Here is a 21,890-nt window from a genome sequence, read left to right as displayed (position 1 = left end):
TTCGTTACTCTATATCCTCAACGTCTGGATATAGAAAATGATTGTATGGAAAACGTGTAACATGAATTTCTCTCACTTCTTGATAAACGCGTTTTCTAAATTCATCCATATTCTCTTTATTTAATGCAGAAATAAATAAAGCATTTCCATCTAACCTAGACATCCATGTTTTTTTCCATTCTTCAATGGTATAATTGGCTTTGGTACGTTCTTCTACTAAATCGTCCTCATCAAACGGCTCCGCTTCATAAGCATCAATTTTATTAAAAACCATAATTGTAGGTTTATCTTTACTATCTATTTCATCCAAAATCTGATTAACAGAATCTATATGTTCTTCAAAATTGGTATGCGAAATATCAACCACATGAAGCAGCAAATCGGCTTCACGCACTTCATCTAATGTACTTTTAAAAGATTCAACTAACTGCGTTGGTAGTTTTCTAATAAATCCAACGGTATCACTAACTAAAAAAGGCAAGTTTCCAATAACTACTTTTCTAACCGTAGTATCTAAAGTTGCAAACAACTTATTTTCTGCAAAGACCGCACTTTTACTAATCACATTCATTAAGGTAGATTTACCTACATTAGTATAACCTACCAATGCTACACGTACCATTTTACCACGATTGCCACGTTGTACAGACATTTGCTTGTCTATGGTTTTAATTTTAGCTTTTAACAGTGAAATTCTATCGCGAACAATACGTCTATCTGTTTCTATTTCAGTTTCTCCCGGTCCTCGCATTCCAATACCACCTTTTTGACGCTCTAGGTGTGTCCACATTCCTTTTAATCTTGGTAGTAAATATTCGCATTGTGCCAATTCTACTTGGGTTCTAGCATAACTAGTTTGTGCGCGTTGTGCAAAAATATCTAAGATAAGGTTTGTTCTATCCAGAATTTTGCAATCTAAAATCTTACTAATATTTCGTTCTTGAGCCGGAGTTAATTCATCATCAAATATTACAGTACCAATTTCATTTTCCTTTACAAAGTCTGTAACATCTTGCATTTTACCCGTACCAATAAAAGTCTTAGGATTTGGCATGGTCATTTTTTGAGTAAATCGTTTAACGACTTCACCGCCTGCTGTAAATGTTAAAAACTCTAATTCATCTAAATATTCTTTAGATTTTTCCTCATCCTGATCTTGGGTAATGACACCTATGAGTACTGCTTTCTCTAATTCTATATCTTTTTTTTCTATCATAATTAATCAAAGTACAAAGTTAAGCAAATGGTTGCGTCCTATTATTATTATAAAACCTATATTTAATCCTATGAATAATTCTACAGTTTTTTACACCATTGCGTTCTATAATATCGAAAATTTATTTGACATAGAAAACGATCCGCACACAAATGATGACGATTTTTTACCAACTTCGGCAAAACGATGGACCAAGAAACGTTATCAAAACAAATTAATGAAGCTAGGAACAGTAATTTCAAAAATAGGAACACAAGACACAAACATCGCTCCTGTTTTAGTTGGTTTAGCAGAAGTTGAAAACAAAACCGTACTCTCAGACCTCATTAATAGCAAAAATTTAATAGACGAAAACTACGATTATGTACATTTCGACTCTTTAGACGAGCGCGGCATTGATGTAGCATTACTTTATAAGAAAGATGATTTTAAAGTTCTACATTCAGAAGTGTTTCCGGTACATCTTATAAATGAAAAAGGGGAACAAGATTACACTCGAGATATTCTTTTAGTACAAGGCAAATTACATAACGAACTAATTACTGTTATTGTTAATCATTGGTCATCTCGAAGAGAGGGGGAAAAAGCAACAGCATACAAACGCATAGCCGCTGCAAACAAGGTTAATTTTATAATCAATAATCTCAAAAAAGCAGATCCAAACACTAAAATCATAGTAATGGGAGATTTTAATGACAATCCAAATAGTGAAAGTTTACAAATATTAGAAAAAGAAGGTCACCTCTTTAATCCCTTTAAAACGGTTTGGTCTCAGGACAACGGAAGTCTGAGCTATAATTTTGAGTGGAATCTATTCGATCAAATATTATTCTCAACAAACTTTTTTGATAGCACTAATTCAAATTTAGTCTTCAGTCAAGCAAAGATATTTAATAGTAAATTTCTTACACAATACAGAAATAAATATAAAGGGCAGCCCTTTAGGACCTATGTTGGGCTTAAATATAAAGGTGGATATAGTGATCATTTCCCTGTTTTTATACAATTGAAAACTTCCTTAAAAATTACCAAACCCTTTATCGATTAATACGGTAGTTAATCTATTTTAGCAATGTTAACAACATGTTAATAGCCATTTTTTATATATTCGAGTTCGCATAGTTAAATCGTACCAACCAACGTTAACCATGCGAAATACATCACAATTTTTCTTAGAAACTAACGAACCACTTTGTAATCAAAGGATTATAAAGCGATATAAATAATTTTTAACAAACCGATTAATAATGAAAAAAATTACTCTATTTTTAATCATGCTAGGTTCTTTCCTTACAGCTAGCGCTCAATATGATTTTCCACCTATAGTGGGACCGATAAATGTAGTATCGGGAGGAAATGCAAGTATCAACATTAATGATGCAGCTAATACAGCAGGCGCACCTGCATCTTCTTCTGGGTCATACTTATCGTTTTCGGTATCAGCTGACTGGACTGCAGGAGAAGGATTCCCTTACAACATTGAAGCACAACTAACAGTGTCGACAACCGCTGGAGATGTATTTATAGAAGAGCCAACTACTGGCGCAGGCTTCAACGCTGATGATACAACACTAACTTTTGAAGGTGAGCTACCTGCTGGATATGACCCTACAACAGATGGTTTTTTAGAAATTATACCTAATCAAGATTACGATGAGTCAGATGCCAATTGGTCAAATATTGTAGTAACACTTTTTGAAAGTCCAACATGTATTACACCTTCAAGTATGGTAACTACAACATTAACAACAACGGACGTTGATTTAGCTTGGACTTCAGGTTTTTCTGAAACCACTTGGAATATAGAGTATAATAGTTCAGCGGATTTTACACCGGGTTCTGGTGAAGAAGAAGTTGCTTTAAGTGTTACAGGTACACCTGAGACATCAATATCTGGATTATCCGAGTACACTACTTATTACGTGTATTATCAAGCAGATTGTGGTACGGATGATGGACTAAGCGAATGGGCTGGTCCATTTACTTTTTATACAGGTTATTGTGAATCAATGCCTAGCTCAAATGATGGTCAAGGTATTTCACAAGTAGAATTTGGAACTGAGGTTTTGACCTCAGGAGGTGATCTTACTTATGAGGATTTTACAGCAACAACAGTTGATTTGGCTGCGCAAGTAACTTCAAATTTACAAATCACTTTTACAACTGGCCCAACATACAACACCAATGTTTGGATAGATTTCAATAATGATTTAGTGTTTGATAATGAAACAGAAATCGTATACCAAGGAACAAGTGAAGCAGACAACCCAACAGTACTTAATGCTTCGTTTTTAATGCCAGATGTACCATTAGGATTGTATAATATGAGAATTGGTACTGCAGATATTAATCAAACTGCAGATGCACCAGACCCTTGTTATAGTGGCACTTGGGGAGTTACAATGGATTTTACAATCAATGTTACAGCTGCTCCAAATTGTATTCCACCTAGTGAATTAACAGCTACTAACATTCAAGCGATAAGCGCAATACTTGGTTGGAATCAGGTAGGTGATGTAGATGAGTGGAATATTGAAATTGTACCTGCAGGTACTGAACCAACAGGAACAGCAACAGACACAAATATTTCTAACCCATACAATGCAACTGGTTTAGAAGGTGTAACAAGTTATGATTTTTACGTACAAGCCAATTGTGGTAGTGAATTAAGTGAATGGACAGGGCCTTATACGTTTACTACACCATGTGATGTGTTTACTCCAGACTATATGCAAAACTTCGAAGATGTTACTTTCGCAGTAGCACCTGAGTGCTGGGATGAAGCTAATGACGGTGACCTTACATCGGGTCCTACCGATTTAGGTGCTAGTTCTTGGACAGCTGATGGATTTCTTAATGACGGTACAACCGGAGCATATAAAATAAATGTATATGGTACTTTTTTAAATGATTGGATTTTATCACCTCAATTTGACTTAACAGGTGGTCCTTTTCAAGTTGAATTTGATTTTGGTATTACTTTATGGGGTAATGCTAATGCAGGAACTTTAGGTTCTGATGATATGATACAATTTTTAATATCAACCGATGGTGGTACGACATGGACAACTCTATTAACTTATGACAGTTCTTCTACTGTCCCAGCAAATGGAGCGCATCCTGTTGTAAACTTATCTGCATATAGTGACCAAACAGTTCAATTTGCAATTTACGCAACAGATGGAACAGTTGATGACAGCAATGATGTGGATGTTTTTGTAGACAATTTTCAAGTAAGAGCAGTACCTGAATGTCCTGAACCAAATGACTTGGCCGTAACAGATATAACGTCTGAAGGTGCGGAAATCTCTTGGACTGAAGCCGGAACTTCTGACATTTGGAATATAGAAATAGTTGAAGCCGGAGCAACACCTACAGGTACACCAACAGCTACAAACGTTTCAAACCCTTATATGGCTTCTGGTCTCGATGCTGTTAGTTCTTATGATTTTTATGTACAATCAGATTGTGGTGGTGACTTTAGTGCATGGACAGGTCCAATTTCGTTCACAACATTATGTGATATCTTTATTCCAGATTACATTCAGAACTTTTCAACTATCACTCCCGATTGTTGGGATGAAGCCAGCAACGGTGACTTAACTACTGGTCCTACGGATTTAGGTGATAGTTCATGGGCAGCTGACGGATTTCTTAATGATGGTACAACCGGAGCATATAGAATAAATGTTTACGGAACAGCTATAAGTGACTGGATCTTATCACCTCAATTTGACTTAACAGGTGGTCCATTCCAAGTAGAATTCGATTTTGGAATAACAACTTGGGGTAATTCAAATGTTGGAACATTAGGTGATGATGATTTAGTAGTGTTTCTAATATCTACTGATAATGGAGCTACTTGGTCAGAATTAATAACTTATGACAGCACATCTACAGTATCTGAGAATGGTGAACATCCAGTAATGGATTTAACAGCCTACAGTGGTCAAGTTGTACAATTCGCATTTTATGCTACAAGTGGAACTACTTCTGGTGGTGATAACGATATTTTTGTTGATAACTTTAGAGTAAGAGGTATTCCTACATGTCCTGAGCCTACAGACTTAACAGCTACTAATTTAAGTTTAACGTCTACTGAATTAAGCTGGACAGAAAGCGGATCTGCTTCTGAATGGAACATTCAATATGGTGAAGCTGGTTTTACACTAGGTTCTGGTACATTTGAATATAATATCGACACCAACCCATATATTTTATCTGATTTAACATCTGATACTAATTATGAGTATTATGTACAAGCTATTTGTAGCCCTGGAGACGAAAGTTCATTTAATGGTCCTTTCCAATTCTACACTGGTTATTGTGAATCGCAACCATCAAGTAACGATGGTGACGGTGTTATTAATGCCACTCTAGGATTAACTGAATTTCCTAGTGCCGGTGATGTAACTTATGAAAACAATACCTCACCAGTAGTAAATGTCTTCCAAGGTCTAGATACTAATCTTGAACTTGAGTTTGGTCATTCAGCTACTTATAATACTAACGTATGGATTGACTTTAACGACGATTTAGTATTTGATGAAACAGAACTTGTATATCAGGGTGTTTCTGAAGGTGGTGATAATCCACACAATCAAAATGCTTCATTCTTAATGCCAGATACTGCTCCTCTAGGAGAGCACAGACTGCGTATTGTTACGACAGATTTTGAACAAACACCTGCTAACCCTTGTTACAATGGTTCTTGGGGTGTAACCTTAGATTTTACAGTTAACGTACAAGAATTAAACTGTACGCTGGCCAATGCAGAATATACAGTGGTACCTGACTGTGATAACGATCAATTCTCAATTGATGTTAATATTTTAGACTTTGGTGATGCAACTTCTTTAGAAATTTCAAACACGCTTAATACGGATACGGAAATAGTAACAAGTACTGATGTGTATTCGGTTGGTCCATTTGATTTTGGAACAGACGTTAGAATATTTGTTACAAATGAACAAGATAATAACTGTGTTATTAGCAGTGAAACGTTTGAAGTTTTGGCCTGTCCTCCAAGTAATGATGAATGTAGTGGTGCTATAGATGCCGTAGTAAATGATGGCGCATTATGTGACAGCGTAACACCTGGTACAATTCTAGCAGCTACTCCTTCAGGGATCGACGCAGGATCTTGTAATGGAACACCTAACGATGACGTATGGTTTACTTTTACAGCGTTAAATGAAGTACAAATTATCTCAATTATTAATATCACAGGAGGTACATCTAACATAGACCATGCAGTCTACGAAGGTGATTGCGGTACATTAACTGAATTGTATTGTTCATCTGATGACTCAAGTGTTACTACCTCCTTAACAGTTGGAAACACATATTACATTCGTGTATTTAGTGGTGGTAGTTCAACTGAAACTTCAACATTTGATTTATGTATTAGAGAAGCACCAAGCAATCTTCTTTGTGAAAATGCTGAGAACTTCTGTTCTGAAGATGGTACCCTAACTACACCAAATATTGTTGGTATCGAAGGTGTTGGACCAGTAGCTTGTTTAGCAACAACTCCAAACCCAGTTTGGAATATTATTCAAGTAGGCGAAGATGGAACCATTGAAATGGAAATTAACCAACAAGATGATAATGGTAATGGATTAGATGTCGATTTCGTAATTTGGGGTCCATTCGATTCAGTTAATAACGCTTGTATTGACATTGCAATAGAGGATTGTCCTTCTTGTCCTAACAATACATCAAACTCTGATTTCTATCCTTTTGGAAATATTGTGGATTGTAGCTACTCTGCCTCAGCAACTGAAAATCTTACAATTAATGATGCACTAGAAGGTGAAGTGTATATCTTATTAGTGACTAACTACAATGGTGGCGCTGGTAATATTACTATTGAGCAAACTAACATCGGAGGTACGGACAGTGGAAGCATCGTTGCAGAAATAGAAGCAGAAATAGAGAGCCAAGAAGTGTATATTGATCCAAATAACGATCCAACAGAAGATGATGAAGTTTCAGTTTGTGGATTCGACTCTGTAACCTTAGAAGCTAATTCACCATTTGCAGATGAATATGTTTGGTTCGAGGATAATTTTGTGATTCCTAATGAAACTTCTAGTACATTGGTAGTACCAGATGGAGGTTTTGGTTTAGGTGCCACTAACTACTTAGTGCAAGCAATAGATGATCAATGTGGTGTAAGCACATACTCTCAATATGTTACAATAAATATGTATGACGACCCAGATCCATTAGCACCTCAAACACTTGAAATGTGTGATGGCCCAGAATCTGATGGAACAGAGTCATTTGATTTAGATGCCTTTACTGCATCTCTTAACCTTGACGGATTTTCAGTAAGTTATTATTTAAATCCTACTGATGCATCTCAAGCTATGAATGCTGTAACATCTCCTTACGATTCTACAGGCGAAGTACTTATTATAAGAATTGAAGATGAAGATGCTGTAGCTGATGGGTATCTAGGTTGTGTAGAATTATCTCAATTAGAATTAATTGTAAATCCTCGACCTGTTATCAATCAACCAGCTGATTTTGTCGTGTGTGACGATTTGGATGGTGCAGTAGATGGTATGACTGATTTCGATTTAGTTTCAATAAACGATGAAATTACAACTGAAGCTGATGTTGCTATTACTTACCATACGTCTTTAGATGCAGCAGAAGAAGGAACAGGCGCATTAACTAGTCCTTACAATAGTTCAGGAGAGACTTTGTTTGTAAGAGCAGAGAACACTATTACAGGCTGTTATGAAACTACATCTTTCAACTTAGAAATTAATATTGTACCACTAGCTGAATTTGATTTAGATTACAACTACATTGTATGTCCTAACGCAACAGTACCAATTACTATTGGCATCACTCCTTCTAACTTTTCGGATGCAGATGTTACTGTAAATTGGTCGTTAGATGGCAACCCAATAAATGGAAGTGGAACCACATTAGATTCTGTATTGTTGCCAGGTGAATATTCGGCTATTATAACATTTAATGATACAACATGTTCTAATACAATTAGTATTGATGTAGTAGAAGCTGAGTCTTGTATATTCCCTGAAGGTATTTCACCAGGTGTTTCTATAGGTCAAAATGATACATTTGATTTAAGTAGCTTTAATGTTACAAAACTTGAAATATTTAACAGAAACGGAACACTTGTCTATTCAAAAAATAATTATACAGATGAATGGCATGGACAAACCAATGATGGTGATGAGTTACCTGTAGGTACATATTTCTATACTGTGGTTTACGAAGGTGGAGCAAAGACTAAAAGTGCTTGGGTATATATTAACAAATAATCAACTAAAAAAAATCAACTTATTATAATGAAAAAACTCTCTATTATAGCGGTTTTGCTTTTCGCGTTTCAAATGCATGGGCAACAAGACCCACAGTACACACAGTACATGTATAATATGAATATTATGAACCCTGCCTATGCAGGATCAAGAGAAAATCTTTCTTTTGGATTATTATACAGAAATCAATGGTCAAAAATTGATGGTGGACCAGAAACAGGTACGTTTTTCGGTCATGCACCAATTGGAAGTAATCTTGGGTTAGGTGTCTCAATTATTGCAGACCAAATTGGGCCTGTAAAAGAAACCAATACTTATGTAGATCTTTCATATACTCTTCAATTAGGTGGAGAACACCGATTAGCATTTGGAGTAAAAGCTGGAGCTACGTTTCATGATATTGGTTTAAATTCTGGTGTCAATGTGGTAGATGACACTGATCCATTTTTTGCACAAGATGTGAACACTACAACACCTAATATTGGAGCAGGTTTCTTTTACTATACTAATAAGTATTATGTATCATTATCCGTTCCAAATTTATTGTCATCAGTACATTTAGATGCTGATGGTTATAAAATAGGTTCTGAAACACAACACTATTTCTTAACTGGTGGTTACGTGTTTGATTTGTCACCAAATACAGAACTAAAACCATCTGTAATGGTAAAGTCTGCATTTGATGCTCCAACATCTTTTGATGTTAATGTTAATGCAAGATTTTATAAGAAATTTGAAATTGGTGCGTCTTATAGACTCGACGATTCATTTTCTGGCTTAGTAAATTTTGCTATATCACCATCTGTAAGGATTGGTTACGCATATGATGCTATATCTTCTGATATTAAAGCATATGCGCCAGCATCTCACGAGGTCATACTATTATTTGATCTTAATTTTTCAAAACGTGTTTCTCGTTCACCAAGATACTTTTAATCAGTTAAGCTAAAATCAATTATGAAAAACTTTAAAATATTATTATTAATTACGTTGATGAGTAGTTTTTGCCTAACTGCTCAAAATAAAGACACTAAAAAAGCTGATAAGCAATTTTCGCAATTTCAATTTGTAAAAGCCATAGAGAGTTATAATAAGCTTATTGACAATGGTAAAGGTGATGCTTATGTCTATAGTCAACTAGCAGAAAGTTACTATAACATTTTTAATACTGAAGAAGCTGAACGTTGGTACGCTAAAACTTTAGAAACATCGAATGATGCTGAAATAGTATATAAATACGCGCAAATGCTTAAAGCTAACGGCAAATATGAAGCCTCTAATGAGCAAATGGATAAATTTGCATCTATGCGTCCTTCTGACCATAGAGCTGCGGCTTTTAGAGAAAACCCTGATTACCTTCCTAAAATTTTAGAACAAGGTAAAAAGTTTAACGTTCAGAATGCTGATTTCAACTCTGAACAATCCGATTTTGGTGGTACTATGAGCGATGGTAAATTATACATCACTTCTGGACGTAATGATAGCCGTAAAACTTATGGTTGGAACGATCAACCATTTTTAGATATCTATACGATCACTAAAAATTCTGATGATACTTATCAAGAAGCTGAGTTAGCTAATAACAAAATTAACACTAGATTTCATGAAGGCTTAGTGTCATTTACTCCAGATGGTAAAACCATGTATTTCTCTAGAGAGAGTTTTTTTGAAAGAGACTTTGAAAAAGATTCTACCAGCAGTGCTAAGTATAGCCAATTATATTTATTTAAAGCCACAAAGCTAGGTGACGATTGGGATACTGTAGAGAGCTTAGCTGTGAATAGCGAAAATTATTCTGTAAAGAATCCATCAGTAAGTGCAGATGGTAAAACAATATACTTTGCTTCTAATATGCCAGGTGGTTATGGTAATTTCGATATTTATAAAGCTGCTATCAATGCAGATGGTACTTTAGGTGATCCAGAAAACCTTGGCCAAAAAGTAAATACAGAAGGACAAGAAATGTTCCCATATATTAGTAGTAATAACACTCTATATTTTTCATCAAACGGTCATTTAGGTCTTGGTGGATTAGATGTATTTTACACAAAAGAAATCGATGGTAAATTAGCGCCAATCCGTAATGTAGGTATTCCTATTAATAGTAATTCAGATGATTTCGCCTTTTCTATTGATGAAGAGAACGACGAAGGATTTGTATCTTCTAACAGAACTGGCGGAAAAGGTAGTGACGATGTATACACATTTAAAAAACTACAGCCACTATGTGACGTATTAATCAGTGCTACTGTACTAGACGATACAACACGCGAGCCAATTAGTGGTGCATCTGTTTCTTTATATGATACAGAAGGTAACAAAGTAGTATCTAAAACAACTAACGAAGAAGGTGTTGCTGAATTTATTGTAGAGTGTGAAGAAGATACAGAACTTGAAGTTCTTATGGACGGTTTTGATAGTAAAAAAGTACAAGTAAAAGGTTCTAATGAAGAAGAAAATAATATTCAAATTTCTTTAGACCCAATTGAAAAACTTATCGCAACAGAAACAATTGATTTAGAACCAATTTTCTTTGAATTTGATAAGTCTAACATTACAGCACAAGCAGCTTTTGAGTTAGATAAACTTGTTCAAATTATGAATAAATATCCAGAATTGGTTATCAAGGCAACATCACATACAGATAATAGAGGGTCTGAAACATATAACGAAGCCCTTTCTAATCGTAGAGCAGAAACAACCGTGCAATATGTAATCTCTAAAGGTATTGACGAATCTCGTATATCTGCTGAAGGTAAAGGAGAAGGAGAACCTAAAGTTGATTGTGGTTCTAGTTGTACTAAAGAACAACATGCTGAAAATAGACGTTCGGAATTTATTATTGTAGACGGAACATCTGAATCAGAGTAAACAACTCATCACATTTAATACTGAAAAAAGCCTATTCAATTATTTGAATAGGCTTTTTTTATTCCCATTCTTTAAATGGACGCTTACTTAACATCGAGTTATAGTACCTAATATCTCCAGTCACTTCTTTACCCAACCACTCTGGTTTTAAAAAGGTTTCAGATTCGGAGTTTAGCTCAACTTCTGCCATAATTAAACCTTCATTCTCACCATAAAATACATCAATTTCAAAAATATGTCCATGCTTCGTCACTTCAAATCGCGTTTTATCAATTATACCTGGTTCACACAGTTTTAAGAGTGCTTCGGCTTCTAACTTAGATATTTCTGTCTCCCATTCAAATCGAGACAAACCGTTAGCCGAAGATTTTCCTTTTACAGTTAAATAACCTTTGTCATTTTTTAATCGAACTCTTACTGTTCGTGCTTTATCACTGTTTAAGAATCCTTGTTTTATAATATAATGCGTATTGGCCTCCGCTTTAAAAGCATCAGAATTGACTAAAAATTTTCGTTCTATTTCAATCATCACAGGTTTTATTGATTACTACTAAAAGGTATTAAATGTTTAAATTTACAGTATGATAAACGATTTACCAATAAGAAAGATAATTCATGTCGATATGGATGCATTTTACGCTTCTGTAGCACAAATGGATCATCCAGATCTTAAAGGTAAACCTATTGCTGTTGGAGGCGGTGGAAATCGTGGTGTAGTTAGTGCCGCAAGCTACGAAGCAAGAAAGTTTGGTGTAAAAAGCGCCATGTCTGGCCGGTTAGCTATAAAACTGTGTCCCGATCTCATTTTTGTAAAAACAGATTTTGAACGTTATAGGGAAATTTCAAACCGGATTAGAAAGATATTTCTTGAATATACAGATTTGGTAGAACCATTATCTCTTGACGAAGCCTATTTAGATGTCACAGAAAACAAAATAGGACTACCTAGCGCATCTTTAATAGCCCAAGAAATAAGACAACGTATTTTTAATGAAGTAGGCTTAACAGCTTCCGCAGGCATTTCTATTAATAAATTTATTGCAAAAGTAGCGAGTGACTATAATAAACCTAATGGCCAGAAAACTGTAAACCCAGAAGATCTACTATCGTTTTTAGAAGATTTAGACATTAGAAAATTCTACGGAGTAGGCAAAGTCACCGCTGAAAAAATGTATTTAAAAGGAATTTTTACTGGGAAGGATTTAAAATCTAAAAGTTTAAGGTATTTAGAAGATAATTTTGGCAAATCAGGCAGTTATTATTATCATGTGGTAAGAGGCATTCATACAAGCGAAGTAAAACCAAACCGAATTAGAAAATCGTTGGCCGCAGAGCGCACGTTTAGCAAAAACTTATCTTCTGAAATTTTTATGTTAGAAAAATTAGAACAGATTTCTGAAGAGGTGGCAAAACGGCTCAGAAAAAATAACATTTCTGGAAAAACAATTACTTTAAAAATAAAATATAGTGACTTTTCTTTACAAACGCGCAGCAAATCCTTACCATATTTTATTAGTGATAAATCAATTATACTAGAAACGGCTAAAGATTTGCTTTATCAAAATAAACTAAACAATTCTGTTAGACTCTTAGGCATAGCATTATCTAATTTAAACACAGAACAACCAAAAACATCAAAATCTTTACAAGCAGATAACTTAGAAATAAATGTTCAATTAAAATTTAGCTTTTAATAAATATACCACGTAAAAATAAGAATGCAGTATAATTAATAAACCATACTGCATTTCAATAATTATTAAAGTCTTATTTGAAGTTTAGAAACTACAACTCTCTATTTCAGACACACGTAAAGTATTCACCATACCTTTCTCTTGTATAGGCATAGCGGCTAAACTGATAAGCATATCTCCAACGTCTAAATATCCTTTTTTACAAGCAATGGCATTAACATCTTCGATAGTTTCATCTGTACTTACAAATTTGTCGTAATAAAACGCCTTTACACCCCAAAGTAAACTAAGTTGCGTTAATATACGTTTGTTTGAAGTAAATACTAAAATATGAGCTGAAGGCCTCCAAGCGGAAATCTGAAAAGCGGTATAACCACTATTTGTTAATGTTGAAATGGCTTTAGCATTAATTTCATTGGCCATATTAGCCGCATGGAAACAAATAGCCTTAGTAATATAACGTTTAGTACGAATATGCGGAGGAGACTGTGGCACTTCAATAAGTGGAGAATCCTCTACGCTACGAATAATATTAGACATTTGGCGTATAACCTGAACAGGATATTGCCCAACAGATGTTTCTCCAGATAACATTACAGCATCTGCACCATCCATAACAGAATTGGCAACATCATTAACCTCAGCACGTGTAGGTGTTAAGCTCGTAATCATGGTTTCCATCATTTGAGTTGCGATAATTACTGGAATTCTAGCACGTTTTGCTCTAAGCACCAATTGTTTTTGAATTAATGGCACCTCTTCCGCAGGTATCTCAACACCTAAATCACCACGAGCTACCATTAAACCGTCGCAATATGCTACAATTTTATCAATGTTCTCAACAGCTTCAGGCTTTTCAATTTTGGCAATAATTGGTATCTTATGGTCACTATGCTCATTAATTAATTGCTCTAACTGCATTAAATCTTCAGCATGACGTACAAAGGATAATGCAATCCAATCAACTTGTTGCCCTATTGCAAAAATTGCATCTTCAATATCTTTTTCTGTTAAGGCTGGTTGCGATATATTGGTATTTGGAAGGTTAACACCTTTCTTAGATTTTAATGGTCCTCCTTGAATAACTCTTGCTTTAACCTCAGAAACTTTATCTGTAGAAACAACTTCAAAAATCAATTTTCCATCATCTAATAATATGCGTTCACCTGGTTGCGCATCTTGAGGAAAATTATCATAAGTCATGTAAACACGCTCTTTAGTTCCTTCAAAACGTTCTCCGGTTGCAAAAATAATTTCGTCACCTTCGTTAACAATAACTTCACCTTTCATGGTACCTACGCGCAATTTAGGACCTTGAAGATCTCCTAAAATTGAGGCGTTATATCCATACTCCTCGTTTAGTTCTCTAATCATTTTTATACGTTCTTCAACGTCTTTATAATCGGCATGAGAGAAGTTAATTCTAAATACATTACACCCTTCATCTAGCATGGATTTTAATACTTCTTTAGTGCTTGTTGCGGGACCTAATGTGGCTACTATTTTTGTTTTCTTGTTTGTTGACATCAATTCAAAATATTAAATGGTCTTTCGACTTTATTTTTAACGGATCTACCGTATAACTTGTTATTATTTGTGGGATAGCTTGTAACTTATTTAGGATAAATTTCTCGTCTACATTTTGTATCTCGTCTGAAATTTTTATGAAATAATCTACTTTCTTATATTCGGAAATTAAATGAAATGTTTTGAGTACTTTTTCAGTATTGCTAAACAATGTTCCTGTACTACTTAAACTATCCTCTTCTTTTTTACATACATTAGAAATTAAATTCCATAATACGTACTCCGTTTCATTATCCCATTCAAAAATACTGTATGAAGACTCTAAATATTTAAAGTCTATATCTTTATCCTTACGTTCTAACTTCAGCTCTAAATGCTTATTAAGCAAATAAGCCAATCGATAATCCTCTAACCTACAATGAATCGCAATTAGTTTATAGGCATCATCATAGAAATCATTTACCTGAAGTTTGTGTAAAGCCATACTATTATAACTTTGAACGGTAAATATAGTACATTAATCGCTTATGTTTATTAAGAATATGCTAAGATTAGGCTTTAAATTCTACGAAAACGTTATAGTAAGGTTGAAAAAATTTAGTTAGAAAATAAATCTTAGGACAGCTTAGTGATTTGATTTTGAAATGCAAAAAAGGCACGTTTAGACGCTTTCTCTTCTGCCTTTTTCTTAGATGTGGCTCGCGCTTTAGAAACCACTTTATTATTAATAGTGAGCTTTACAGAAAAATGTTTTAATTCATCTTTACCTGTATCTTCATATACGTCGTAATTGAAGGTGTGCTTTTCTTTTTGACACCACTCTATTAATAAACTCTTATAACTAATAACCTTACCTTCTAACGCCTCAATATCTACATGCGGATTGATAACACGTTTATAAATAAATTTTTCACAGAAACTATAACCTTTATCTAAGTAGATTGCACCAACTAAGGCTTCAAAAAGGTTACCGTGAATATTATTTCCAAAATTTGATGTTGGAATCCTACTTTCAACAAAATTAATAAGTCCTAATTCCTCACCTAGCTTATTAAGGTGTTCTCTGCTTACCACTTTAGAACGCATTTTGGTAAGATATCCTTCGTCTCCATGTGGTACTTTTTCATATAAATAAGCTGCAATTACTGAACCGAGAATTGCATCACCAACGAACTCTAAACGCTCATAATTAATGGTATTACCTTTATCGTCTTTTAGATTCATAGAACGATGCGTAAATGCGGTGATATATAGCGACTTAGACTTAGGTTTGAACCCAACAATCTCTTTCATTTTTAAAAAAAAATTCCCGTCTTCTGGAGAACGGGAATTTAATATGTTACGAATGAAGCTCATTCAGGATTTAATCTAGTTTTTTAAATAATACACAAGCGTTATGTCCGCCAAATCCAAATGTATTACTCATTGCGACTTTAATATCTCGTTTCTGAGCTTTATTGAGTGTTAAATTTAATTCTGGATCTATGTTTTCGTCAACCGTTTCGTGGTTAATTGTTGGTGGCACAATACCATGTTCCATAGCTAAGATAGAAGCAATAGACTCAATAGCACCAGCAGCACCTAACAAGTGTCCGGTCATAGATTTTGTAGAATTAATATTTATATTTTTAGCATGACTGCCAAACACTTCAGATATAGCTTTCAGTTCGGCCACATCACCTAATGGTGTTGATGTACCATGAGTATTAATATGATCTACATCTTCAGGTTTTAAACCAGCATTTTCTAAACAATTTTTCATCACTGCAACAACACCAATTCCATCAGGATGTGGAGCTGTCATATGATACGCATCTGAAGATAAACCTCCACCTACTACTTCTGCATAGATTTTAGCTCCTCTTGCCTTTGCGTGTTCATACTCTTCTAACACAATCGCACCTGCTCCTTCACCCAATACAAAACCATCTCGGTTTGCATCAAATGGTCTAGAAGCCGTTTGTGGATTATCGTTACGAGTACTCATAGCGTGCATAGCATTAAACCCTCCCATACCAGCAATAGTAACGGCAGCTTCACTTCCTCCTGTAATTACAACATCACATGTCCCTAAACGTATTGTGTTTAAAGCATCGATCATTGAATTTGCAGAAGAAGCACATGCAGATACTGTGGCATAATTAGGTCCCATAAAACCATATTTTATAGATATGTTTCCTGGTGCTATATCAGCAATCATTTTAGGTATAAAGAATGGGTTAAATCGAGGTGTTCCGTCACCAGCAGCAAAGTTTAACACTTCATCTTGAAATGTTTCTAAACCACCTATACCAGCACCCCAAATAACTCCTACTCTCAATTTGTTTACAGCGTCTAGATCTAATTTTGAGTCTACAATAGCTTCATCAGAAGCGACCATTGCATACTGCGAAAATTTATCCATTCGCTTAGCTAACTTTCTATCAATAAAGTCAGTAACTTCAAAGTTTTTTACTTCACAAGCGAACTTCGTTTTGAACTTTTCTGGATCAAAATGTGTGACCGTTGCGGCACCACTTTTTCCACTAATAAGAGCGTCCCAATATTCATCTTTGGTATTCCCTATTGGTGTAAGTGCACCTAAACCCGTTACTACGACTCGCTTTAATTCCATAAAAATTGAGTTATTATTTTGCTTCTTCTATGTAAGAAACCGCTTGACCAACTGTTGCTATATTTTCAGCTTGATCGTCTGGTATTTGAATATCGAATTCTTTTTCAAATTCCATTATTAATTCTACAGTATCTAATGAATCCGCTCCTAAATCGTTTGTGAAGCTTGCTTCAGTTACAACTTCGTTTTCATCAACACCTAATTTATCTACGATAATCGCTTTTACTCGTGATGCAATGTCTGACATAATTTTTTAATTTTAAGTTTTAATTAGATGGCAAAAATAAAAAACTTTATTTGAATAATCATCTTTACAGTTAAAATGTGTTTGTAATTTAGTAAAAATAAATATAAAGTATTTTTAATTTACTCTAATTGTTAATTATTATTCTTTTTTTTGTTCGAATAATTAGAAGTGCTATAGCTGTATATGAAATGGGCTTGTTATAAAGGTTGCATTGCATTCTGTAATTTTAATTAGCAGAGTCCATCGAATAATAATTTAAAATATAAACCTATTGATGAAACGTGTTGTAATTTTTGCTTCCGGAAGTGGCTCTAATGCTGAAAATATAATTAAGTTTTTTCACAACAGCGATACGGCGTCTGTTATTCAGGTATTAACTAACAATCCTCATGCCAAAGTTATAGATCGCTGTAAAAAACTAAATGTAAGCGCATTATCATTTAATAGAATAGCCTTTTCTAAATCTAATGATGTCTTAAATATTTTAAAAGCATCGCAACCAGATCTTATTATTCTAGCTGGCTTTTTATGGAAATTCCCTGAATTTATATTAAAAGAATACCATAATAAAGTGATAAATATACACCCAGCGCTATTACCAAAATACGGCGGAAAAGGCATGTATGGTATGCATGTTCATAATGCTGTTGTCAACAACAAGGAAACAGAAACAGGCATCACCATTCATTATGTAAATGAAAATTATGATGAAGGTGCTATAATTTTTCAGGCTAAATGTGATGTTTCTCCTCAGGACACTGCAGAAGATGTTGCCAATAAAATCCATTTATTAGAAATGGAGCATTTTCCTTTAGTGGTTAAAAAAATATTAAATAAATAGCTTTTTAATAAGCTTGACGAAGCCTCTTTAATAGATTCTCGATATTATTTAAATAACACATAGAGACTCCCGTTTCAGGGAAAGCGAACATGAGTAAAAAGAAAAAAAAATACTATACTGTTTGGAAAGGTCATAAAAAAGGGATTTATGACACTTGGAATGCCTGCAAAGCTCAAATAAAAGATTACCAAGGCGCTCAATACAAATCATTCACAACTCGTGATGAAGCCGAGAAAGCACTAAAAGGGAATTACTTTGATTATATAGGAAAAAACAAAACTTTTTCAAGTGGGCTTTCCGATGCAGAACTAAAAAAAATAGGTCTACCTAACTACAATTCTATTGCGGTTGACGCTGCTTCTAGCGGAAATCCTGGTATTATGGAATATAGAGGTGTGGATACGAAGACAAAAAAACAACTCTTTCATCAAGGACCATTTGAGCAAGGCACAAATAATATTGGTGAATTTTTAGCATTAGTTCATGGTTTAGCTTTTTTAAAACAACATAATAGCGACCGCATTATGTACACAGATTCTAGAACCGCTATGAGTTGGGTACGAAAAAAAACATGTAATTCTAAGTTAAAACGTAATCTAAAAAACAAACCTGTTTTCGATTTAGTAGATCGGGCCGTACACTGGTTAAAAACTAACGATTATAGTACTACTATTGTAAAATGGGAAACCAAAGCTTGGGGAGAAATACCAGCAGATTTTGGAAGAAAATAATACTAAATATACCACCTTTCTTATTTTACTATACTATTAGTTCCAGAAATTCATTAGGATAAAAATTCAAAAAAAAATGGGTTAGTAGTTAAATCTTTATTTAACTACTAACCCATTTCTAAAATGATTTCTTTTTCTTAAAATTACTTAAGTATAACTTTTTTAGTAAGCTTCTGTTTACCATTAGTTAATTTAACGATGTAAATACCTGTGCTTAATTGTGTCGCATCAATTTCATTTGCATTAGATCCTGTTTCTAAACTAGAACCCATTACTAAACGCCCTAAACTATCATAAACACTCACTTGCGTTGTTTCTAATAATTGTCCTTTTACAAAAATTTTCTGATTAGCTGTATATAAGTTAAGACTATTGACTTCATTGTCTATTTGAGATAAGGTTACATTACCTAATCGCAAATAAAACCTTCCAGTTCCTGAGATTTCGGTATTTGCCACAAACGTATAGTTACCATCATTTAATAAGGTAAATGTATTTGTTAAATTATCTTCAAGATATACTTCAATATCGCTTGATAAAGTAGAATTCTCAATACTAAACGTTACTTGTTCACCTTCTGCAACCTTAAGCCCAAGCGGAATAGCCACTTCTTCATTTAAAGTTTCTAAACTTTGGATTGCCATACTAGCCCCTTCGTTATCTTCTACTAAATGAGAAAATAATGAAAAACTTAATGATGCCTCTCCAAACAATTTAGCATCATAACCAGGATCTAAACCTTGAGTAGAAAAATTATTAAAATAAATCTCTGTAGCAAAATCTGCATTTGCATGTTCTGCCTTTAATCTCAACATTTGCTGAATGTTGTCGTTTCTTCCTGCTATAAAATCATCTTCACCACTAAATAAGCGCATTGCTGTGGTAAAATTAATATCGTGGGCTGTAGTCCCAGAGTTAGCCAATAAAAATCCTTGACCAGGTGCTATATTTAAAGATGTATTTGTTAAATAGTTTATTATGGTAAAATCACCTATTGTTCCAGGTCCAGATCCTGCACCATTATTATAAGCATATATTGCCGTAGATGCTGGGTCTAAATTCGATTCATTTGCAGTTAAGAATGCTTGAGAATCTATATAAGTAGGATATGGATTTCCAACCGAGTTCCATTTGTAATCGTCAACTGTAGTAATACTTACTGTTTCTGTCTCGGTAGAAATTGTACCTGTAAATCTTAAAGTCTGACCACTATTTGTAGCCGCTCTGTATCCGACAGCTCGTTCTAGAGAAACTGCCAAGTCTGTAGCTGCATTATAATTTATGTAAGCTTTTTGAACATTACTGTATGGACCAAAAGCATATATCGTACCCGAATTAGCCATATACTCAGAATTAGCTGTTGTTGTAGTACCATCCGTGTTATAGTCTAAAAAATCACCAAAAGTAGCACCCGTAGCTTTCACTGGCAACGAAATTAAATCATTACCACCACCTGCACTAGTCCCTACAACATTAACATACCTATCATAATTAACCACAGTTCCAGAAGAAACACTTCCTGTTTCATCTAAAACAGTTGCAAAACGATCTGAAGTTGATTTAAGGTTTAATTCACTAGCATCTAATGAGGTGCCAGATTTTATAATCATAGAGGTACCAGCAGTAACAGTCATTGTGCGAGACAAGTCCTGAGCACTAATACTTAAACAAAAAATTGATAGTAATGCAAGAAAACGATATTTCATTTTAATCCGTATTTAATAAGGTAACACGCAATAAACACCAATAATTTTTAATTTTCAAGAAAATAAACATAAAATTCATAAATTAATATGATTGAGATTAAGTTATAGTTATGATTTAATACTTAACAGCGTTATCATTAAAAAAAATAACACTTAAAAAAAAACATTATAACAAAGCCTAACCACCACACTCTATAAACCTAATAACTATATAGTTACCAATGTCCATAAATAGATTATGTTCTTAAAACGCAACCTCATATTATCACTTCAAAATTATTAAATTAGATATTTTACAAATTTTAATGTTAATTTGTCTTTATATTAAAGTTAATTAATTTAAAGTTATGAAATCCATTTTAAAATTTTTAGGCGCATTTTTAATATGCACCACTGCAAGTTTTGCCCAAGTTGGTATAGGAACAGAAGACCCAGCTGAGTCTAGTATTTTAGAGCTACAAAGTACAGATAAAGGCCTATTATTGCCAAGACTTACAACTGCACAACGTGATGGTATTTCATCACCAGCAGAAGGTCTTACTATTTACAACACAACTACAGAGAGTCTTGAGGTCTACGAATTAAGTTCAACAAGTTGGAAACGTTTATCTAAAGAAGAAAATGGCACACCATCTTTAACGATGTATAGAGCTATGAATGGAGCAAACCTTACAACATCTAGTAATTCTACTAATTTTGATCAATTCCCTTTAGATGCTGATGACGTCACTGAAATCGATTCAGAATATTTTGAAGTTGTAAGTAATGGTAAAATAAAAATCCTTAAAGCAGGAACCTATTCAATCAATGCTAGTTGGGCAACTAGAGATCTAGAGTCTGGAAGTGTAAAATATATTTTTGCTGTATTTAAAAATGGAACTCGCACTGGGTATATGACTAGAGGTGTAGTTAATCTACCTACAGATGATTATTTTGGTGCTTCTGGAACATTTCAACATGTATTTGCTGAAGACGATATCGTAGATATCAGTTATTATATTGGTAACACTGCAAGTAACGTGCCTGGAGATTTATTACATATTGGTATGGTTAAATTATAATATCCCTTAGACTTAAGTTATTCTTACAAAAAGCTGCAATTTTAAAAATTGCAGCTTTTTTTTATACTCATCTCTAAA

16 protein-coding genes are annotated in these 21,890 nt (G+C 34.1%); 8 read left to right on the top strand and 8 right to left on the bottom strand.

Annotated elements, in window-relative coordinates; genetic code table 11:
- Positions 1 to 4: 4 nt before the first annotated feature.
- Complete coding sequence (gene hflX, locus C8N41_RS03795) at positions 5 to 1,216, bottom strand: GTPase HflX (protein ID WP_115838278.1); 1,212 nt, start codon at positions 1,214 to 1,216, stop codon at positions 5 to 7.
- A 70-nt stretch (positions 1,217 to 1,286) separates the two neighbouring features.
- Here hflX and C8N41_RS03790 point away from each other — a divergent pair, with 70 nt between their 5' ends.
- From C8N41_RS03790 to C8N41_RS03775, 4 genes are all read left to right on the top strand, one after another.
- Positions 1,287 to 2,264: an endonuclease/exonuclease/phosphatase family protein gene (locus C8N41_RS03790; RefSeq protein WP_115838277.1), complete on the top strand. Its 978-nt coding sequence runs from the start codon at positions 1,287 to 1,289 to the stop codon at positions 2,262 to 2,264.
- A 199-nt stretch (positions 2,265 to 2,463) separates the two neighbouring features.
- Positions 2,464 to 8,520, top strand: coding sequence for a GEVED domain-containing protein (locus tag C8N41_RS03785; protein WP_115838276.1), 6,057 nt, complete (start codon positions 2,464 to 2,466; stop codon positions 8,518 to 8,520).
- Positions 8,521 to 8,547: 27 nt separating this feature from the next.
- Entirely contained in the window at positions 8,548 to 9,456 is a 909-nt protein-coding gene (locus C8N41_RS03780) for a PorP/SprF family type IX secretion system membrane protein (RefSeq protein WP_092445631.1), read from the top strand.
- 21 nt (positions 9,457 to 9,477) lie between these two features.
- Positions 9,478 to 11,391, top strand: coding sequence for an OmpA family protein (locus C8N41_RS03775; RefSeq protein ID WP_115838275.1), 1,914 nt, complete (start codon positions 9,478 to 9,480; stop codon positions 11,389 to 11,391).
- 58 nt (positions 11,392 to 11,449) lie between these two features.
- Here C8N41_RS03775 and C8N41_RS03770 read toward each other — a convergent pair whose 3' ends face one another.
- Complete coding sequence (locus C8N41_RS03770; protein ID WP_115838274.1) at positions 11,450 to 11,920, bottom strand: CYTH domain-containing protein; 471 nt, start codon at positions 11,918 to 11,920, stop codon at positions 11,450 to 11,452.
- Positions 11,921 to 11,972: 52 nt separating this feature from the next.
- On the opposite strand from C8N41_RS03770, the gene dinB reads away from it, so the two are divergent.
- On the top strand, positions 11,973 to 13,085 hold the full coding sequence (gene dinB, locus C8N41_RS03765) for a DNA polymerase IV (RefSeq protein WP_115838273.1): 1,113 nt from the start codon (positions 11,973 to 11,975) through the stop codon (positions 13,083 to 13,085).
- Between the two features lie 84 nt (positions 13,086 to 13,169).
- On the opposite strand, the gene pyk is transcribed toward dinB, so the two are convergent.
- The 5 genes from pyk to C8N41_RS03740 all read right to left on the bottom strand — a co-directional run bounded on the left by pyk (position 13,170) and on the right by C8N41_RS03740 (position 17,473).
- The gene (gene pyk, locus C8N41_RS03760; RefSeq protein WP_092445638.1) at positions 13,170 to 14,612 is read right to left on the bottom strand and encodes a pyruvate kinase; all 1,443 of its coding nucleotides are present in this window, start codon (positions 14,610 to 14,612) and stop codon (positions 13,170 to 13,172) included.
- A gap of 4 nt (positions 14,613 to 14,616) precedes the next feature.
- The gene (locus tag C8N41_RS03755; RefSeq protein WP_092445641.1) at positions 14,617 to 15,096 is read right to left on the bottom strand and encodes an IPExxxVDY family protein; all 480 of its coding nucleotides are present in this window, start codon (positions 15,094 to 15,096) and stop codon (positions 14,617 to 14,619) included.
- A gap of 131 nt (positions 15,097 to 15,227) precedes the next feature.
- On the bottom strand, positions 15,228 to 15,968 hold the full coding sequence (gene rnc, locus C8N41_RS03750; RefSeq protein ID WP_115838272.1) for a ribonuclease III: 741 nt from the start codon (positions 15,966 to 15,968) through the stop codon (positions 15,228 to 15,230).
- Positions 15,969 to 15,975: 7 nt separating this feature from the next.
- Entirely contained in the window at positions 15,976 to 17,226 is a 1,251-nt protein-coding gene (fabF, locus tag C8N41_RS03745; protein WP_092445646.1) for a beta-ketoacyl-ACP synthase II, read from the bottom strand.
- Positions 17,227 to 17,239: 13 nt separating this feature from the next.
- Positions 17,240 to 17,473 (bottom strand): acyl carrier protein, encoded by a 234-nt coding sequence (locus C8N41_RS03740; protein WP_013750595.1) that lies wholly within the window; start codon positions 17,471 to 17,473, stop codon positions 17,240 to 17,242.
- Positions 17,474 to 17,747: 274 nt separating this feature from the next.
- On the opposite strand from C8N41_RS03740, the gene purN reads away from it, so the two are divergent.
- Together purN and C8N41_RS03730 are read left to right on the top strand one after the other, a co-directional pair.
- Entirely contained in the window at positions 17,748 to 18,314 is a 567-nt protein-coding gene (purN, locus tag C8N41_RS03735) for a phosphoribosylglycinamide formyltransferase (protein WP_115838271.1), read from the top strand.
- Positions 18,315 to 18,403: 89 nt separating this feature from the next.
- Positions 18,404 to 19,045: a ribonuclease H1 domain-containing protein gene (locus C8N41_RS03730; protein WP_115838270.1), complete on the top strand. Its 642-nt coding sequence runs from the start codon at positions 18,404 to 18,406 to the stop codon at positions 19,043 to 19,045.
- Positions 19,046 to 19,188: 143 nt separating this feature from the next.
- Here the strand turns inward: C8N41_RS03730 and C8N41_RS03725 are convergent, their stop codons facing one another.
- Complete coding sequence (locus C8N41_RS03725) at positions 19,189 to 20,751, bottom strand: T9SS type A sorting domain-containing protein (protein WP_115838269.1); 1,563 nt, start codon at positions 20,749 to 20,751, stop codon at positions 19,189 to 19,191.
- 347 nt (positions 20,752 to 21,098) lie between these two features.
- Between C8N41_RS03725 and C8N41_RS03720 the strand changes: the two genes are divergently transcribed.
- Entirely contained in the window at positions 21,099 to 21,812 is a 714-nt protein-coding gene (locus tag C8N41_RS03720) for a hypothetical protein (RefSeq protein WP_115838268.1), read from the top strand.
- Positions 21,813 to 21,890: the final 78 nt, after the last annotated feature.

Origin of the sequence: Winogradskyella sediminis (assembly GCF_003387355.1) — a bacterium.
Classification (GTDB): Bacteria; Bacteroidota; Bacteroidia; order Flavobacteriales; family Flavobacteriaceae; genus Winogradskyella; species Winogradskyella sediminis.
Note: the sequence above shows the minus strand (reverse complement) of the source record. Positions and strands in the feature narration are given on the sequence as shown.

What these genes read in the sequence shown, in the direction of transcription:
- pyk (WP_092445638.1), bottom strand. Translation starts at nt 14,612, where the DNA reads ATGTCAACAAACAAGAAAACAAAAATAGTAGCCACATTAGGTCCCGCA.
- dinB (WP_115838273.1), top strand. Translation starts at nt 11,973, where the DNA reads ATGATAAACGATTTACCAATAAGAAAGATAATTCATGTCGATATGGAT.
- C8N41_RS03740 (WP_013750595.1), bottom strand. Translation starts at nt 17,473, where the DNA reads ATGTCAGACATTGCATCACGAGTAAAAGCGATTATCGTAGATAAATTA.
- rnc (WP_115838272.1), bottom strand. Translation starts at nt 15,968, where the DNA reads ATGAGCTTCATTCGTAACATATTAAATTCCCGTTCTCCAGAAGACGGG.
- hflX (WP_115838278.1), bottom strand. Translation starts at nt 1,216, where the DNA reads ATGATAGAAAAAAAAGATATAGAATTAGAGAAAGCAGTACTCATAGGT.
- C8N41_RS03720 (WP_115838268.1), top strand. Translation starts at nt 21,099, where the DNA reads ATGAAATCCATTTTAAAATTTTTAGGCGCATTTTTAATATGCACCACT.
- C8N41_RS03730 (WP_115838270.1), top strand. Translation starts at nt 18,404, where the DNA reads ATGAGTAAAAAGAAAAAAAAATACTATACTGTTTGGAAAGGTCATAAA.
- purN (WP_115838271.1), top strand. Translation starts at nt 17,748, where the DNA reads ATGAAACGTGTTGTAATTTTTGCTTCCGGAAGTGGCTCTAATGCTGAA.
- C8N41_RS03725 (WP_115838269.1), bottom strand. Translation starts at nt 20,751, where the DNA reads ATGAAATATCGTTTTCTTGCATTACTATCAATTTTTTGTTTAAGTATT.
- C8N41_RS03790 (WP_115838277.1), top strand. Translation starts at nt 1,287, where the DNA reads ATGAATAATTCTACAGTTTTTTACACCATTGCGTTCTATAATATCGAA.
- fabF (WP_092445646.1), bottom strand. Translation starts at nt 17,226, where the DNA reads ATGGAATTAAAGCGAGTCGTAGTAACGGGTTTAGGTGCACTTACACCA.
- C8N41_RS03775 (WP_115838275.1), top strand. Translation starts at nt 9,478, where the DNA reads ATGAAAAACTTTAAAATATTATTATTAATTACGTTGATGAGTAGTTTT.
- C8N41_RS03755 (WP_092445641.1), bottom strand. Translation starts at nt 15,096, where the DNA reads ATGGCTTTACACAAACTTCAGGTAAATGATTTCTATGATGATGCCTAT.
- C8N41_RS03770 (WP_115838274.1), bottom strand. Translation starts at nt 11,920, where the DNA reads ATGATTGAAATAGAACGAAAATTTTTAGTCAATTCTGATGCTTTTAAA.
- C8N41_RS03785 (WP_115838276.1), top strand. Translation starts at nt 2,464, where the DNA reads ATGAAAAAAATTACTCTATTTTTAATCATGCTAGGTTCTTTCCTTACA.
- C8N41_RS03780 (WP_092445631.1), top strand. Translation starts at nt 8,548, where the DNA reads ATGAAAAAACTCTCTATTATAGCGGTTTTGCTTTTCGCGTTTCAAATG.